14 protein-coding genes are annotated in these 15,232 nt (G+C 70.5%); 5 read left to right on the plus strand and 9 right to left on the minus strand.

All coding sequences use genetic code 11. The features are described 5' to 3' along the window. Window positions 1–390: 390 nt before the first annotated feature. The 6 genes from truB to rocF form a co-directional block, all read right to left on the minus strand. On the minus strand, window positions 391–1,296 hold the full coding sequence (gene truB / locus VDQ18_RS03345) for a tRNA pseudouridine(55) synthase TruB (RefSeq protein ID WP_323019599.1): 906 nt from the start codon (window positions 1,294–1,296) through the stop codon (window positions 391–393). A gap of 71 nt (window positions 1,297–1,367) precedes the next feature. Then, window positions 1,368–2,474 (minus strand): tetratricopeptide repeat protein, encoded by a 1,107-nt coding sequence (locus VDQ18_RS03350; RefSeq protein ID WP_323019600.1) that lies wholly within the window; start codon window positions 2,472–2,474, stop codon window positions 1,368–1,370. Between the two features lie 26 nt (window positions 2,475–2,500). Continuing rightward, a complete protein-coding gene (locus VDQ18_RS03355; RefSeq protein ID WP_323019601.1) occupies window positions 2,501–3,505 on the minus strand; it encodes a tetratricopeptide repeat protein in 1,005 nt (334 codons plus the stop codon). Window positions 3,506–3,604: 99 nt separating this feature from the next. Then, the gene (locus tag VDQ18_RS03360) at window positions 3,605–4,909 is read right to left on the minus strand and encodes a tetratricopeptide repeat protein (protein ID WP_323019602.1); all 1,305 of its coding nucleotides are present in this window, start codon (window positions 4,907–4,909) and stop codon (window positions 3,605–3,607) included. Window positions 4,910–5,012: 103 nt separating this feature from the next. Further along, window positions 5,013–6,059, minus strand: coding sequence for an ornithine cyclodeaminase (locus VDQ18_RS03365; protein WP_323019603.1), 1,047 nt, complete (start codon window positions 6,057–6,059; stop codon window positions 5,013–5,015). Then, the gene (gene rocF, locus VDQ18_RS03370; protein ID WP_323019604.1) at window positions 6,059–6,991 is read right to left on the minus strand and encodes an arginase; all 933 of its coding nucleotides are present in this window, start codon (window positions 6,989–6,991) and stop codon (window positions 6,059–6,061) included. The genes VDQ18_RS03365 and rocF overlap by 1 nt, the downstream gene beginning before the upstream one ends. A 115-nt stretch (window positions 6,992–7,106) precedes the next feature. Here rocF and VDQ18_RS03375 point away from each other — a divergent pair, with 115 nt between their 5' ends. Together VDQ18_RS03375 and VDQ18_RS03380 are read left to right on the plus strand one after the other, a co-directional pair. After that, window positions 7,107–7,550, plus strand: coding sequence for an Lrp/AsnC family transcriptional regulator (locus VDQ18_RS03375; protein WP_323019605.1), 444 nt, complete (start codon window positions 7,107–7,109; stop codon window positions 7,548–7,550). A 277-nt stretch (window positions 7,551–7,827) separates the two neighbouring features. Then, a complete protein-coding gene (locus tag VDQ18_RS03380) occupies window positions 7,828–8,724 on the plus strand; it encodes a DMT family transporter (protein ID WP_323019606.1) in 897 nt (298 codons plus the stop codon). Between the two features lie 11 nt (window positions 8,725–8,735). Here the strand turns inward: VDQ18_RS03380 and VDQ18_RS03385 are convergent, their stop codons facing one another. Then, window positions 8,736–9,353 (minus strand): hypothetical protein, encoded by a 618-nt coding sequence (locus tag VDQ18_RS03385; RefSeq protein WP_323019607.1) that lies wholly within the window; start codon window positions 9,351–9,353, stop codon window positions 8,736–8,738. 447 nt (window positions 9,354–9,800) lie between these two features. On the opposite strand from VDQ18_RS03385, the gene VDQ18_RS03390 reads away from it, so the two are divergent. The 3 genes from VDQ18_RS03390 (at window position 9,801) to VDQ18_RS03400 (ending at window position 13,071) form a co-directional block, all read left to right on the plus strand. Next, window positions 9,801–10,973 (plus strand): aspartate aminotransferase family protein, encoded by a 1,173-nt coding sequence (locus VDQ18_RS03390; protein ID WP_323019608.1) that lies wholly within the window; start codon window positions 9,801–9,803, stop codon window positions 10,971–10,973. Window positions 10,974–11,066: 93 nt separating this feature from the next. Further along, on the plus strand, window positions 11,067–11,993 hold the full coding sequence (gene argF, locus VDQ18_RS03395; RefSeq protein ID WP_323019609.1) for an ornithine carbamoyltransferase: 927 nt from the start codon (window positions 11,067–11,069) through the stop codon (window positions 11,991–11,993). 82 nt (window positions 11,994–12,075) lie between these two features. Then, entirely contained in the window at window positions 12,076–13,071 is a 996-nt protein-coding gene (locus VDQ18_RS03400) for an LLM class flavin-dependent oxidoreductase (protein WP_323019610.1), read from the plus strand. A 128-nt stretch (window positions 13,072–13,199) separates the two neighbouring features. Here VDQ18_RS03400 and VDQ18_RS03405 read toward each other — a convergent pair whose 3' ends face one another. Further along, window positions 13,200–14,099, minus strand: a complete 900-nt coding sequence (locus VDQ18_RS03405) for a DMT family transporter (protein ID WP_323019611.1) — start codon at window positions 14,097–14,099, stop codon at window positions 13,200–13,202. A gap of 81 nt (window positions 14,100–14,180) precedes the next feature. After that, a complete protein-coding gene (gene ftsY, locus VDQ18_RS03410) occupies window positions 14,181–15,215 on the minus strand; it encodes a signal recognition particle-docking protein FtsY (RefSeq protein WP_323019612.1) in 1,035 nt (344 codons plus the stop codon). Window positions 15,216–15,232: the final 17 nt, after the last annotated feature.

Below are 15,232 nucleotides of genomic sequence, written 5' to 3' on the forward strand. Positions count from 1 at the left end.
CGGCGAAGGTCCAGAGCGGGAGGGGTTTCGCCCTCGGCCCTGACGCCGTTGGCGTTCGGGCGTCGGGCGACCGGAGGCGGGGGGCCAGCCCCCCGCACCCCCCGCCAAAGGGGGTTTTCCACCCCCTTTGGGAACCCCCGAGGATATTTGGAGAACAAAGATGAAGGGGGGGCGTGCGTCAGGGGATGTCGCGCTTTGACGGGGCTGCGTTGTCAGGGGGCAGATCAGCGGGTGTGAGGGGGCGGCGGGCAGGAGGGCGCGATCGGGGTGGGTAGCGGCGCCCCCGGTCAAGACCGGGGCGCGGCGCTCTTGGCGGGCCGCTTCCGGGATGCCGATCAGCCGCCGAGAACCCCGCCGGTTCTGCGGGACGGGCGAGGAGGGCGCGCGCGGTCAGAGGTTGAAGACGCGGTTCGGGTGCAGTTCGCCGCCCAGATAGGTGCCGACCGCGACCGGCTTGCCCTCGAAACTGGCCCAGGCGGTGTCGCCGGGTTCGGCGCGGGACGACAGCACCCGGCCGGGGTTGCCGTTCTTCAGCCGCACCGCGCCCTCGGGCGAGAGCGGCAGTTCGGGCAGGCCCGCGAGGGCGATTTCGAGGGGCAGGAGGCGCGCGTCCAGATCGGGCGTGCGGGCCAGCGCGTCGATCTCGGCCAGGCCGATGCCGTCCTCGGCGCGGAACGGCCCCGACCATTCGCGCCGCAGCCAGACGACATGGCCGAGGCAGCCCAGCGCCCGGCCCAGGTCGCGGGCGATGGCGCGGACATAACCGCCCTTGCCGCAGACCATCTCGAATTCGGCGGTATCGGCGTCGGGGCGGGCGAGGAGCACGAGTTTCTCGACCTCGAGCGGACGGGCGGCCAGCTCCATCGCCTCGCCGGTGCGGGCGATGTCATAGGCGCGCTCGCCCTCGACCTTCACCGCCGAATATTGCGGCGGGACCTGCTGGATCAGGCCGCGGAAGGCGGGCAGGGCGGCCTCGATCTGGGCCTCGGTCGGGCGGGTGTCGCGCGTCTCGATCGCCTTGCCCTCGGCGTCGTCGGTGTCGGTGGCGACGCCCCAGCGCACCAGAAAGCGGTAGCCCTTGGTGGCGTCGGTGACATAGGGGACGGTCTTCGTCGCCTCGCCCAGCGCCACGGCCAGCACGCCGGTTGCCGCGGGGTCCAGCGTGCCGGCATGGCCCGCCTTCTGCGCGTCGAGCGCCCAGCGCACCTTGCCCACGATTGAGGTCGAGGTCACGCCGGCCGGTTTGTCGACGATCAGCCAGCCGTTGACGGGGCGGCCCTTGCCCTTGCGTGCCATGATGGTGCCTCCTGCGGATCAGGCGCGGCGGATAGCGGTTCGGGGGGGCTGTGGCAAGGCCTGCCGCGGTTTCAGGGCAGGGAGGCGGCCATGGCGCAGGCGTCGCTGTCGCCCAGCGCGCAGCCCTGACGGATCAGTGCCTGGCCGCGGGGATCGTCCTGCGGCACGCCGGTGCCGCCCCTGAGCTGGAGGCCCAGTTGCAGGCAGGACCAGCCGTCGCCCTGGTCGCAGCCCAGGCCATAGAGCCGGGCCGCTTCCGTGAAATCCTGGGCGACGACGATGCCGTCATAGAGGAAATCCCCAAGGTTGCCGCAACCGACGCCGACTTCGGCGGCGCAGGCCTGTTCGAAGAGCGGCAGGGCGGCCTCGGGGTTCTCGGGACCGTCGAACCCCTGCCAGAGCGCCCAGCCGAGGTTCGAGCAGCCCAGCATCTCGCCCAGATCGCAGGCGCGGCGGAACAGGCGTTGCGCCAGCGGCAGGTCGGGCGGGCCGTCGAATCCTTCGGAAACCGCATTGCCGAGGTTCGAACAGCCCAGCGGAGAATCCGCGTCGCAGGCCTGCCGGTAGAGGGCGGCGGCGCGCTGCCGGTCGCGGGGCACATGCGCGCCGGTCTCGTATTCGAAGCCGAGGTTCTCGCAGGAATAGGGATCACCGGCGGCGCATCCCGCCTCCATCAGGGCGATGGCGCGGGGGTATTGCGCGGCATCGGTGCCCTCCAGCAGCACCAGCGCCACATTGTTGCAGGCGACCAGCGCGCCGGGCTGGCCGGCCAGGGCGCAGGCCTCCTCGTAGAGCGAAAGCGCCTTCGGCAGGTTGCGCTGCAGGCCGGACCAGCCGTTGTCATGCAGCGTGCCGAGGCGCAGGCGGGCCAGCGCAGGCAGCGCCGCCAGCGCCGAGGTGAAGAGCCCCTCGGCCCGGGGATCGGCGGGATCGGCCGCCAGATAGGCGCGGCCGAGTTGCAGGGCGATATGGGGATCCGCGGGGTGCAGGGCGGCGGCGGCCTCGCAGGCGGCAACCGCTTCGGGGGCGCGGGTGATGATAGTGGCGCCGCCCGCATCGGGGACGCGCGGGGCGTAGCGCATGCCCGCCAGGCGGTCGCAGTCGGTGGGGCCGGTCTGGCCCAGCGCCGGGGCGGCCAGCAGGATCGTCAGGACGGCGAGGGACGGCAGGGGTTTCATCGTCGGACACTCCGGGGTGGGGGGCCTCAGCGCAGGACGTCGGCCATGTCGCAGGCTTCGGGGTCGCCCAGACCGCAGGCGCGTTCCAGCGCGACGATGGCCCGGGGGACGTCGCGTTCCACGCCGCGGCCTTCGGACAGGATGTCGCCCAGGGTGACGCAGGCATAGGGGTCGTTGCCCTCGCAGCCCAGGGTGAAGAAATGCGCGGCCTGATCGGGGTCGGGCTGCACGCCGAGTCCCGAGCGGTAGATCTCGCCCAGATAGGAACAGCCCTGCGGCTCGCCCCCGGTACAGGCGCGGCGGTAGAGGTCCTGCGCACGGGAGACGTCGAGGTCCACGCCCTCGCCCAGTTCCAGCCGGAAGCCGAACTGGCTGCAGGCCAGCAGATCACCCGCGTCGCAGCCGGCCTCGAAGAGGCGGGCGATTTCCTGCCCCAGCGTGTCGAAATCGCCGGTGCCGCGCAGGTCGGTCTGGAAGGCCTGCTGCGTGCAGGCCCCGCCCCAGCCCCCGCGGCAGAGGTTGTCGAGCAGCGCGAAGCCGCCGGTCTCGTCGGTCGGGCCGCCGCGGCCCTCGATCATCATCACCGCGCGGCGGGTGCAGCCGGGGGCGGCCAGCCGGTCGGGCCAGGTATCGCAGGCAAGGCGATAGAAATCGCGCGCCTGCCGGTCGCCGATCGGCAGCCCGGCCAGCCCCATCTCGTAGAGCCGACCGAGTTCCGAGGCGGCGAGAGGGGGGATCTGTTCGACCACGCCGGCCAGCAATTCGACGACGGTGCGATCCTCGGGATTGGCGGCGAGGCGGGCGCGGGCCAGGAGGACGGCGAAGAAGGGATCCTCGGGCTGCGCGGCGCGGGCGGCCTCGCAGGCGGTGACGGCGGCGGCGGGGTCGTGGACGACATAGGGACCGGTCGCGCCCTCGATCCGCGGCAGCTGCGAGAAACCGGCGAGCCGGTCACAATCGGTCACCTGAGCCCAGAGCGGCGCGGGCAGCAGGAAAGCCAGAGCGACCCCCAGGGCCGACCATCGGTTCATCGTGCAGGTCCCTCGTCGCCTGTCCCGTCTGCGGTCTTGGGGCAAGGCTAACACGCGGGCGGCCGGGGCGAAAAGGGAATTGCGCCCCTGGTCCGCGGCTTAGCGGGTGCAGGCCTCGGCCTCGCCCAGCGCGCAGGCCTTGAGGAAGGCAGCCTGCGCCCGGGCGGGATCGGGGGCGCCCAGCGCATCGCCCGCCAGCATCTCGCCGAGGTTGAGGCAGGCCAGACCCGAGCCACCGGCGCAGCCCTGTTCGTAATAGCGCGCCGCCTGCGGCAGGGTCTGCGCCACGCCATCGGCGGTGGCCAGATGCACCGCGAGGTTGTTGCAGCCGACCGCCGAACCCAGCGCGCAGGCCCGTGCCGCCAGCTCGGCCGAACGCGCCGGGTCGCGGCTCACGGCGATCCCCTCGGCGTAGAGATAGCCGAGGTCCGAACAGGCCCAGGGATCGCGCTCGGTGCAGAGCCGGTCGAGCATCGTCACCCCCTGCGCCTGCTCGCCGGGATCGGCCAGGCTGCCGGTGCCATCCTCGCCATAGACCAGTCCGATGGCGACCTCGTAGCAGGAGTCGGCCACGCCGCCGTCGCAGCCCCGCCCGAAGGCCTCCTGCCGGGCACGCCAGCCGAATGCCATGTCGGTCGCATCACGCATCACCGCGCCCGCCCGGTAGCAGCCATCCGCGAGGCCCAGATCGCAGGCGATCTCGAAGCGGCGCAGGGCGCCCAGCGTCTCGGGCGGGTCGGTCTGGGTCAGCTCGTAACCCGCCTGGATGCAGGCGTAGGGCTCGAACAGGTCGCAGGCGCGTTCGCGCAGGGGCTGCATCCTGAGCGGGTCATAGCCCGGCGCGCGCCCCTCCTCGATCCGGTCGGCGAGGTTGGCGCAGGCCCGGCCGAAGCCCGCGTCGCAGGTCCGCTCGAACAGCGAGACGGCGGCGGGCAGTTCGTCGTCCTGCACCATCGCCGCGGCGAGGTTGTTGCAGCCCGCCAGCGCGCGCGGATCGGGGAAGGCGGCGCAGCTTTCCCCGAAGAGCGCGCGGGCGCGGCCCTCGTCCTGCGGCAGGCCGCCGTGGCCTTGCTGATAGAGCAGCCCCAGACGGCTGGCCGCGAAGGGGGGAGAGGCCGCGGCGCCCTCGGCAATCAGCGCGGGCAGGTTTGGGTCCTGGGGATCGGCGGCCTCCAGCGCCCGGGCCAGCAGGAAGGCGAGGAACGGATCGGGATCGCTGCGCCGCGCCGCTTGGCAGGCGGCGACGGCCTCGGTGGGGACGGCGATCTCGACCACGCCGGGCAGGTCAGGCGCGCGCGGCACCGGCAGATACCCGGCGAGCCGGTCGCAATCCGTCACACTCTGCGCCCCGGCCGCGGGGGCGAGGAGCAGGGCGGCAAGGGTCAGGCAGGCAAAATGCTTCATTGGCAAACCGCAAGGGCGCCGAATGCCGATGCCCCGGCCCGGGCGCCCGTCGCGCCGGAGGCCCCGGCAGCCTAGCACGAAAGCCGCCCGAGCCCGCAGGATTTCACCGCGCCCGCATCACCATCCCGTAAAGATCGCGCGGGTCGTCAGGGTCGGCGATCACGTCGAGCCGCGGCGTCTCCGGGCGCAGCTGATCGTAGAGCCAGCCCAGCGCCGCGAAATCCTCGATGGCGAAGCCCACGCCGTCGAAAAGGGTGATCTGCGCCGGGTCGGTGCGCCCGGTGGCCTCGCCGGTCAGCACCTGCCACAGCTCGGTCACCGGATAGTTGGGCGCGACCTGCTGGATCTCGCCCTCGACCCGCGTCTGCGGTTCGTATTCCACGAAGGTCGCGGCGCGGGACAGGAGGGCGGGCGCCAGTTCCGTCTTGCCCGGGCAATCGCCGCCGATGGCGTTGATATGCACCCCGGCGCCGATCATGTTGTCATGCAGGATCGTGGCGTTGCGCTTGTCGGCGGTGCAGGTGGTGATCACGTCGGCGCCCTGGATCGCCGCCTCGGAGCTGTCGCAGGGGGTGACCTGCAGCCCCGCCGCCCGCAGGTTTTGCGCGCATTTGCGGGTGGCGCCGGGGTCGGTGTCGTAGAGCCGCACCTCGGCGATGCCGCAGACCGCCCGCAGCGCCAGCGCCTGGAATTCCGCCTGCGCGCCATTGCCGATCAGCGCCAGCACTCTGGCATCCGGCCGGGCCAGCGCCTTCGTCGCCAGCGCCGAGGTGGCCGCCGTGCGCAGGGCCGTCAGCAGCGTCATTTCCGAGATCAGCAGCGGATAGCCCGTTGCCACTTCGGACAGCACGCCGAAGGCGGTGACGGTCTGCAGCCCCGCCCTTGTGTTGCCGGGATGGCCGTTCACGTATTTGAAGGCATAGCGGTGGCCGTCCGAGGTCGGCATCAGCTCGATCACGCCGATCGGCGAATGGGCGGCGACCCGCGGCGTCTTGTCGAAGAGCGGCCAGCGGCGGAAATCGGCCTCGATCCTTGCGGTGAGGTCGGTCAGCGCCGGTTCCAGACCGATGCGGTGGAGGGTCGCCATCATCTCGGCCACCGAGACGAAGGGCACCAGCGCCTGGGCCGAGGGTTGGGGAAGATCGCGCATCATACCTGCCCCCGATAGGCCCGCGTCGGCCGGTCGAAGACCTTCTTGCCCATCAGCGAGGCGACCAGATCCACCATCAGATGCGCGGTGCGGCCGCGTTCATCGAGGAACGGGTTCAGCTCCACCAGATCGAGCGAGGTGACGCGCCCGGATTCGTGCAGCAATTCCATCACCAGATGCGCCTCGCGGAAGGTGGCGCCGCCGGGGACGGTGGTGCCGACGGCGGGGGCGACGACGGGATCGAGGAAATCGACGTCGAGCGAGACATGCAGCAAGCCGTCCGCTTCCTCGACCAGCGCCAGGAATTCGCGCAAGGGGGCGACGACGCCGCGTTCATCGAGAACGCGCATGTCGTTGATCGCGATCTCATGCTCCAGCAGCGCCGCGTGTTCGGCGGCATCGACCGAGCGGATGCCGAAAAGGCAGATGTTTTCCGGCGGGACCGGGGCGGGGAAGGGCGGGAAGGCCTCGAAATCGCGGCCCGCCAGATAGGCCACCGGGGTGCCGTGCAGATTGCCCGATTCCGTGGTGGCGGGGGTGTGGAAATCGCTGTGCGCATCGAGCCAGAGGACGAAGAGCGGCCGGTTCAGCGCGCGCGCCGCCGCCGCCACCCCGGCGACGGAACCCAGCGACAGCGAATGATCGCCGCCGAGGAAGATCGGCATGCCCTCGGCCATCGCCGCCTCGCCCATCGCCGCCAGCGACTGCGCCCAGCCGAGGGTTTCGGGCAGGTGGTGGACGGCCGGGTTGGTGACGGTGGCGGGCACCGGCGTACAGATGGCGTCGCCCAGGTCGGTGACGCGGTGGCCCAGCGCCTCCAGCGCCGGTGCCAGGCCCGCGGTGCGATAGGCGGCCGGGCCCATCAGGCAGCCGGGGCGGCGTTGGCCGGTATCGACAGGGGCGCCGATCAGCAGGCAATGGGTCTGGGTCATGGGATCCTCGCGGCTCAGATGGGCTGAGTATAGCGCGGACCGGCCGGAGTTCCGCTTGACAGGATGCGCGTTTCGGGCGGTGTATTGAGCGAAATGCTCAATCAGGGGGGGCGGAATGATCAGCCTGGACGAGACGGACCAGAAGATCCTGGCCGCGCTGAAGCGCGACGGCCGCAAGGGGCTGGCGGCATTGGCCGCCGATCTGGGGATCAGCCGCAACACGGTGCGCGCCCGGATGACGCGGCTGATCGAGACGGGCGAGATCGCCGGTTTCACGGCGCTGACCCGGGGCGATCTGGCGGAAAGCCCGGTGCGGGCGCTGATGATGGTGGCGATCGAGGGGGCGGGCACTGACCGCGCCGTCGGCCGGATGCTGGCGATGCCCGCGGTGCAGGCGGTGCATGCGACCAGCGGGCGCTGGGACGTGATCGTCGACCTCGCCACGGATTCGCTGACCCATCTCGACGAGACGCTGTCGCGGATCCGCAAGCTGGAGGCGGTGACGCAATCGGAGACGCATCTCCTGATGTCGACCCGCCGCGCGACCTCGGTGCGTTAGCGCCTGCGGGGACCGGGCAGGGGGGCTTTCTGCCCCCCTCTGCCCTGCGGGCATTCACCCCCCGAGGATATTTTAAGAACAAAGATTGCAGGTTGGCGCCCTCTTAACCCCGATCTTTGTTCTCCAAATATCCTCGGGGGTTTCTCAAGTGGGTGGAAAACCCCCTTGAGCGGGGGGCGCGGGGGGCTGGCCCCCCGCTTCCTCCGCGCGGCGCCGGGGCTGGTGCGGAACAGAGGCTGGGCGTATCAGGGTCACCGACTCCGCCGGGAAGAATGCCATGGAACTCTGGGTCCTCGTCACCCTCGCCGCCGCCGCCGTCCAGACCCTGCGCTTCACGCTGCAAAAGCGGCTGAAGGGGCTGGGGCTCAGCACCGGCGGCGCCACTTTCTCGCGCTTCCTCTTCGCGGCGCCGCTGGCGCTTGCGGGGCTGGCGCTGCTCATGGCGCTCGACCCGCAGCCGGTGCCCTTGCCCGGCCCGAGGTTCTGGATCTTCGCCATGCTGGGCGGGCTCGGCCAGATCATCGCCACCTTCTGCACCGTCGCGCTGTTCTCGGAACGGTCCTTCGCCGTGGGCATCGCCTTCACCAAGACCGAGACGGTGCAGGTGGCGGCTTTCTCGGCGCTGGTCCTGGGCGAAGGGGTTTCGGCGGCGGGCCTGCTGGCAATTCTGGTCGGCGTGGCCGGGGTCATCCTGATCTCGCGCCCGCCCGAGGGCTGGCGGCAGGGCGGCATCCTGAACCGCGCCACGGTGCTGGGCGTGCTGGCCGGGGCGCTGTTCGGCCTTTCGGCGATCGGCTACCGCGGCGCCACGCTGGAGGTGGCGCATCAGGACGCGCTGTTCCGGGCCACCGCCGCCCTGGCCATGGCGACCAGCTTTCAGGCGCTGGCCATGGCGCTCTGGCTCGGCTGGCGCGAGCCGGGTGAGGTCGGGCGGGTGCTGGCGTCCTGGCGGGCGACGGCGCTGGTCGGGGTGACGGGCGTGCTGGGCAGCCTCGGCTGGTTCGTGGCCTTCGCCCTGCAGAACGCGGCCTATGTCCGCAGCCTGGGGCAGGTCGAGCTGCTCTATTCGATCCTGGTCTCGGCGCTGTTGTTCCGCGAGAAGCCGCGCCCGGTCGAAGTGGCGGGGATGGCGCTTCTGGCGCTGTCGATCCTCGGCATCGTGCTGGTGGCCTGAGCCCTCGGCGCTTATCCCCGCGCGTTCACCGCCCGCATCCGCATGACGAAGCCGCGCAGGATCCCCAGCCCGCTGTCGCGCTCGAACGGGTGATCGGCGGCGGCCAGCACCGAGAGGGTGACGATCCGCCCGGCGACCGGCAGGATGGCGCGCCAATAGGTCTCGTCAAAGGAATTGGGGTTGCCCGCGTCGTGGATCAGCAGCCAGACCACGCCCTCGGCGAAGGTCGCCTCCAGCACCTCGACATCGCTGGGATCGCCCGAGCGCGACAGCTGCGCCCGGCCCGGGGCGCTTTGCAGGAAGCCGGTGAGGCGGCGGAACGTGTCCGGGTTGCCGTCAGAGCTCAGCCCCGTCACCGTGGCGCTCAGCACCGGCGAGGGGCGCAGCGTGTAGCGGCAGCGCACCAGCAGGACGAAGGCCTCGATATCGCTTTCGCGCGTCGCCTCGGCGTCGATGCAATAGCCCGCCGGGCCCGCCACCGCCACCGCCCCGTCCAGAACCCGCAGCTCGGCCGGACCCGAGGTCGGCTGGAGCGCGCGGCTCGCCGCTTCGGTCAGCGGCGCGGTCTCGAAACAGCCGGAGAGCGGCAGCACGAGGACAAGGAGGAGGGGGAGGAGGGCGCGTCGCATCGGCTCAGCCGCTCCACCATCGGCCCCCGGGCGCCTGCGCGGGCAGGACGCGGTCACGCGGCGGAGGGCTGGGATTGGGGGGCATGGGGCCTGCGGGCATCGTGGGATCCTGAGACTGGGATACTTAACGCAAGGGGGGGCGGCAAGGGGCCTGTGCCTTTGAGTAGGGCCGCGGGCGGCAGCGCGGGCCGGGCGCAGCCTGGCGGCGCGGCTTTTGCCCAATGTTTTGCGGCGCCTGCGCAACTGCCCCCTCGACAAAACCCGCGCCCCGCGCTATCGGGCAGGGATGATCGACCAAAGCGCCTCTCTTTCGCTGCGACGCCGACGCTGACAAGCGTCTGACGATCATTGCTGCGCGCCTGTCGGCCGCAGTCCCCCCTCCGAACCCGCATTGACTTGGCCCGTTGCCTTCGGCACGAATGGGCCTTCGCATCCAAGGGCATTCCCATGATTTCGACCGTTCTGCCGACCTATAACCGCACGCCGCTTTCCTTCGTGAAGGGCGAAGGCTCGTGGCTGATCGAGGCGGACGGGCGCCGATTCCTCGACCTGGGGGCGGGGATCGCCGTCAATGCGCTGGGCCACGCCAATCCCGAGCTGGTCTCGGCGCTGACCGAGCAGGCGGGCAAGCTCTGGCATGTCTCGAACCTCTACAAGATCCCCGAACAGCAGGCGCTGGCCGACCTTCTGGTCGATCTGACCTTTGCCGATACGGTCTTCTTCACCAATTCCGGCACCGAGACCGCCGAACTCGCCATCAAGATGGCGCGGAAGTACCATTACGAAAAAGGCGCCCCGCGCGAGACGATCCTGACCTTCGAGGGCGCCTTCCACGGCCGCTCGACCGCCGCCATCGCCGCCTCGGGCGGCGAGAAGATGGTCAAGGGCTTCGGGCCGCTGATGCCCGGGTTCAAGCATCTGCCCTGGGGCGACATGGCGGCGTTCGAGGCCGCCATGGACGAGAGCGTCTGCGCCGTGATGGTCGAGCCCGTGCAGGGCGAGGGCGGCATCCGCCCGATGCCCGAGGAAGACCTGCGCGCGATCCGCGCCGCCTGCGACCGGACCGGGGCGCTGCTGATCCTCGACGAGGTGCAATGCGGCATGGGCCGGACCGGCAAGCTCTTCGCCCATGAATGGGCCGGCGTCACGCCCGACATCATGATGGTTGCCAAGGGTATCGGCGGCGGCTTCCCGCTGGGCGCGGTGCTGGCGACGGAGAACGCGGCCGCGGGCATGGTCGTGGGCACCCATGGCTCGACCTATGGCGGCAACCCCCTGGCCTGCGCCGTGGGGCTGAAGGTCAGCCAGATCGTCTCGGACCCGGCTTTCCTGGACGAGGTCAGCCGCAAGGCGGGCCTGTTGCGGCAGCGGCTGGAAGGGCTGGTTGCGGCCCATCCCGACACGTTCGAGGCGGTGCGCGGCATGGGCCTGATGCTGGGCCTGAAGTGCAAGAAGCCGGCGGTCGAGCTGGCAGCCGCCGCGCGCGAAGCCGGGGTGCTGGTGGTGCCCGCGGCGGACAACGTGCTGCGCCTGCTGCCTGCGCTCAACATTCCCGACGCGGATATCACCGAGGGCGTCGCCCGCCTCGATGCCGCCGCCAGCGCCTATGAGGGCAAGTGAGCCTCATCGTGTCACCCATACGCCGGGGGTGACTTGGCCACAGGCCAAGAGGGGGCAGTGCCCCCTCCCTCCGGTTCCAGAAAGACCCGTCTCATGAAGCATTTTCTCGATATCCATACCACCGATTCCGCCGATCTGCGGCAGATCATCGACCATGCCGCGGCGATGAAGGCCGCCCGCCGCGGCCGCCACAAGGGCGAGGCCGATGACGATCAGCCCCTGAAGGGCCGCATGGTCGCGCTGATCTTCGAAAAGCCCTCGACCCGGACGCGTGTCAGTTTCGACGTCGGCGTGCGCCAAATGGGCGGGCAGACCATGGTGCTGTCGGGTGCCGACATGCAGCTCGGCCATGGCGAGACCATCGCCGATACCGCCCGCGTCCTCAGCCGCTATGTCGATCTGATCATGCTGCGCACCTTCGAGGAGACGGTGATCCAGGAGATGGCGGAATACGCCAGCGTGCCGGTGATCAACGGGCTGACGAACCGCACCCATCCCTGCCAGATCATGGCCGATGTGCTGACCTACGAGGAACATCGCGGCCCGATCACCGGCAAGAAGGTGGTCTGGGCGGGCGACGGCAACAATGTCTGCGCCTCGCTGCTGCAGGCCGCCGGGCAATTCGGCTTCGACTTCACCTTCACCGGGCCGCAGACTCTGGACCCCGAGGCCGAATGGGTCCGCTTCGCCCGCGAAAAGGGCTCGGAGGTGGTGATCGAGCGCGACCCGATGAAGGCGGTCGCGGGTGCCGATCTGGTGGTGGCCGATACCTGGGTCTCGATGCATGACAGCCAGTCCACCAAGGAGCGCCGCCACAACCAGCTGCGTCCCTATCAGGTGAACGAGGCGCTGATGGCGGTGGCCAAGCCCGACTCGCTCTTCATGCATTGCCTGCCCGCGCATCGCGAGGACGAGGTGACCTCGGCCGTGATGGACGGGCCGCATTCGGTGATCTGGGACGAGGCCGAGAACCGGTTGCACGCGCAGAAGGCGATCATGCGCTGGTGCCTCGGCGTCTGATCGGGCCGCGCGGCTGCGCCTTTGCCCCTGACCCTTGCGCCGTCCCCGCGGCGGCTTAGGTAGGGGGAAAGGAGTTACACCCGTGCAGCATTTCTCGATCCTCGACCTGGCCTCGGTTCCCGAAGGCGGCACTGCCGCCGATGCGCTGAAAGGCAGCGTCGATCTGGCCCGCGCCGCCGAAAGGCTGGGCTATCACCGCTTCTGGCTGGCCGAACATCACAACATGGTCGGCATCGCCAGCGCCGCCACCGCCGTGGTCATCGGCCATGTGGCGGGCGCCACCTCGACCATCCGCGTCGGCGCGGGCGGCATCATGCTGCCCAACCATTCGCCGCTGATGGTGGCCGAGGCCTTCGGCACGCTGGAGACGCTCTATCCCGGGCGCATCGACCTCGGGCTCGGCCGGGCGCCCGGCACCGATCAGCTGACCATGCGCGCGCTGAGGCGCAACATGCAGGCCGAGGATACCTTCCCGCAGGATGTGGTGGAGCTTCTGGGCTATTTCGGCGCCAACGAGGGCGGGCGCGTGCAGGCCGTGCCCGGGACCGGCACCCATGTGCCGCTCACCATCCTCGGCTCCAGCCTCTATGGCGCGCAGCTCGCGGCCTATCTGGGCCTGCCCTATGCCTTCGCCTCGCATTTCGCGCCCGCAGCGCTGGATGAGGCGCTGGCGATCTACCGCTCGACCTTCCGCCCCTCGGATTACCTGAAGCGCCCCTATGCCATCGTCGCGGCGGGCTGTTTCGCGGCCGAGACCGATGACGAGGCCTATTTCCTGCGCTCGTCGCAGCTGCTGGCCTTCGCGCGGCTGCGGTCGGGCCAGCCGGGCAAGCTGCCGCGGCCGGTGACGGATGTGGCGGGTGAGGTTCCGCCCGCGCTGATGCGGCAGGTCGAGGGGGCGCTCGGGTTCTCGGCGACCGGCGGGGCCGAAACGCTGGAACGGCGCTTCCGCGAGATGATCGCCCGGACGCAGCCCGATGAGCTGATCCTGACCGGCGCGATCCACGATCCGGCCAAGCGCATCCGGTCCTTCGAGATCGCCGCCGAGGTGTTGCAGGGGTTGAGGGTTCCGGCCTGAGGGGTGCCGGGGTGGGATGAAATCCCACTCTACGGGGTTCGCGAGCGGTGCGTGCGAGCACGCACCCTACGACGGTGACGGCCCCTGCGGTAGGGTGCGTGCTCGCACGCACCGTGGCCCCCCTGACCCTACGCCGCCAATTGGACGATGATCGCCCCCGCCGCGATCAGCCCCATCAGCGCCACCCGCCGGGGTCCGGTGCTTTCGCCCAGCATCAGCCAGCCGATCAGCGCGGCAAAGACCGTCGAGGTCTCGCGCAGCACTGCCGCCTGGCCGACCGGCCCCAGCCGCGTCGCCAGCATGATGCCGCCGAAGCTGCAGAAGGCGACCAGCGCGCCGACGAAGCCCCGCCGCAGCAGCGAGGCCAGCTCGGCCCGGGGCAGGGCGAGCATCCTGCGGGCATTGACCAGCGGCATGAAGACGCTGTCGATGACGAAGAACCAGGCGAGGAAGGTGAACGGGTCGGCCGTCGAGCGGATGCCATAGGCGTCAAACGTGGTGTAGAGCGCCACCATCGCCCCGGTCGCCACGGCAAAGAGCAGCGCGGGCACCAGCCGGTCGCGGCCCTCGGTGATCTTGCGCAGGTTGTAGAGGGCGAGCCCGTAGATCCCGCCCAGCAGAACCGCCACCCCCAGCCATTGCCAGAGGTTGAAGGTCTCGCCGAAGATCAGCCAGGCGCCGATCACGGTGAACAGGGGGCCCGTGCCCCGCACCACCGGATAGACCACGGTATAGGCGCCGCGGGTATAGGTCATCGCCTGCAGGATCTTGTAGGCGACATGGATGACGAAGACCGCGGCGAGGATCGGGACCATATGCGGCTCGGGCCAGGGGACGACGAACAGCGCGACCGGCAGTGCCATCAGGAAGGCGAAGACGTCGATCCCGGCCCGTGACAGCCAGGGATCGTGCCGCCCCTTTTGCAGTGCGCCGAAGATCGCGTGCAGGACCGCAGCCGAGAGGGCCAGCGCCATCGACAGATAGAGGCCGGTCTGCGTGCCTTCCTGGGCGATCAGCCAGTCACTCATGCCGGCGTTCTCCGTGTCGGGCCGGGCACGGGGGGCGCTGCCCCCCGGACCCCCCGGCGTATTTGCAGCAAAGTGAAAGGGTCAGCGGGTTTCGGTTCCGGTCAGCGCCGCGGCGAATTCCTGCGGGTCGAAGGCGTCGAGATCCTCGATCTGTTCGCCCACGCCGATGGCATGGATCGGCAGGCCGAACCGATCGGCCAGCGCCACCAGCACGCCGCCCCGGGCGGTCCCGTCGAGCTTGGTCATGATGAGGCCCGAGACATTGGCCATCTGCCGGAAGACCTCGACCTGGGTCAGGGCGTTCTGGCCAGTGGTGGCGTCCAGCACCAGGAGCGTGTTGTGAGGCGCCGAGGGGTCCTTCTTGCGCAGGACGCGGACGATCTTGGCCAGCTCCTCCATCAGGTCGGCGCGGTTTTGCAGGCGCCCCGCGGTGTCGATCATCAGGAGGTCCGCGCCCTCGGCCTGCGCCCGGGTCAGCGCGTCATAGGCCAGCGAGGCAGGGTCCGAGCCCTCGGGCGCGGTCATCACCGGCACGCCGGCGCGTTGCCCCCAGACCTGCAGCTGTTCCACGGCCGCGGCGCGGAACGTGTCGCCCGCGGCGATGATGACCGACTTGCCCGCGGCGCGGAACTGGCTGGCGAGCTTGCCGATGGTCGTGGTCTTGCCGGCGCCATTGACGCCGACCACCAGCACCACCTGCGGTTTTTTCGCATAGAGGGGCAGGGGGCGGGCGACGGGTTCCATGATCCGGGCGATCTCGGCCGCGAGCGCTTCCTTGATCTCGGCCGTGGTGACGCGGCGGCCGAAGCGCCCGGCGGCGATGTTGGCGGTGACCTTCAGCGCCGTGTCGACGCCCAGATCGGCCTGCACCAGCAGATCTTCCAGTTCCTCGACAAAGGCGTCGTCCAGCACCCGGCGCGGCGCATCCTGCCGTCCGGTCAGCCGCGACAGGAGCCCCGGTTTCGAGGCATCGGGTGCGACGATCGGCGCGGGCGAGGGGATCGGCGCATCCGGCGCCTCGGGCGCGGGCTCGGCGGCGACCAGCGCATCCAGCCCCTCGTCGAGCTTCGAGGAGGAGCGGAACATGCGTTCCTTGAGCTTTCCGAAGAAGGACATGGGGCCTCCGGGCCGGT

This window comes from Pararhodobacter sp. (assembly GCF_034676075.1).
GTDB lineage: Bacteria > Pseudomonadota > Alphaproteobacteria > Rhodobacterales > Rhodobacteraceae > Pararhodobacter.

Coding starts and splice junctions, on each gene's coding strand:
- truB (WP_323019599.1), bottom strand. CDS start 1,296: ATGGCACGCAAGGGCAAGGGCCGCCCCGTCAACGGCTGGCTGATCGTC.
- VDQ18_RS03350 (WP_323019600.1), bottom strand. CDS start 2,474: ATGAAACCCCTGCCGTCCCTCGCCGTCCTGACGATCCTGCTGGCCGCC.
- VDQ18_RS03355 (WP_323019601.1), bottom strand. CDS start 3,505: ATGAACCGATGGTCGGCCCTGGGGGTCGCTCTGGCTTTCCTGCTGCCC.
- VDQ18_RS03360 (WP_323019602.1), bottom strand. CDS start 4,909: ATGAAGCATTTTGCCTGCCTGACCCTTGCCGCCCTGCTCCTCGCCCCC.
- VDQ18_RS03365 (WP_323019603.1), bottom strand. CDS start 6,059: ATGCGCGATCTTCCCCAACCCTCGGCCCAGGCGCTGGTGCCCTTCGTC.
- rocF (WP_323019604.1), bottom strand. CDS start 6,991: ATGACCCAGACCCATTGCCTGCTGATCGGCGCCCCTGTCGATACCGGC.
- VDQ18_RS03375 (WP_323019605.1), top strand. CDS start 7,107: ATGATCAGCCTGGACGAGACGGACCAGAAGATCCTGGCCGCGCTGAAG.
- VDQ18_RS03380 (WP_323019606.1), top strand. CDS start 7,828: ATGGAACTCTGGGTCCTCGTCACCCTCGCCGCCGCCGCCGTCCAGACC.
- VDQ18_RS03385 (WP_323019607.1), bottom strand. CDS start 9,353: ATGCGACGCGCCCTCCTCCCCCTCCTCCTTGTCCTCGTGCTGCCGCTC.
- VDQ18_RS03390 (WP_323019608.1), top strand. CDS start 9,801: ATGATTTCGACCGTTCTGCCGACCTATAACCGCACGCCGCTTTCCTTC.
- argF (WP_323019609.1), top strand. CDS start 11,067: ATGAAGCATTTTCTCGATATCCATACCACCGATTCCGCCGATCTGCGG.
- VDQ18_RS03405 (WP_323019611.1), bottom strand. CDS start 14,099: ATGAGTGACTGGCTGATCGCCCAGGAAGGCACGCAGACCGGCCTCTAT.
- ftsY (WP_323019612.1), bottom strand. CDS start 15,215: ATGTCCTTCTTCGGAAAGCTCAAGGAACGCATGTTCCGCTCCTCCTCG.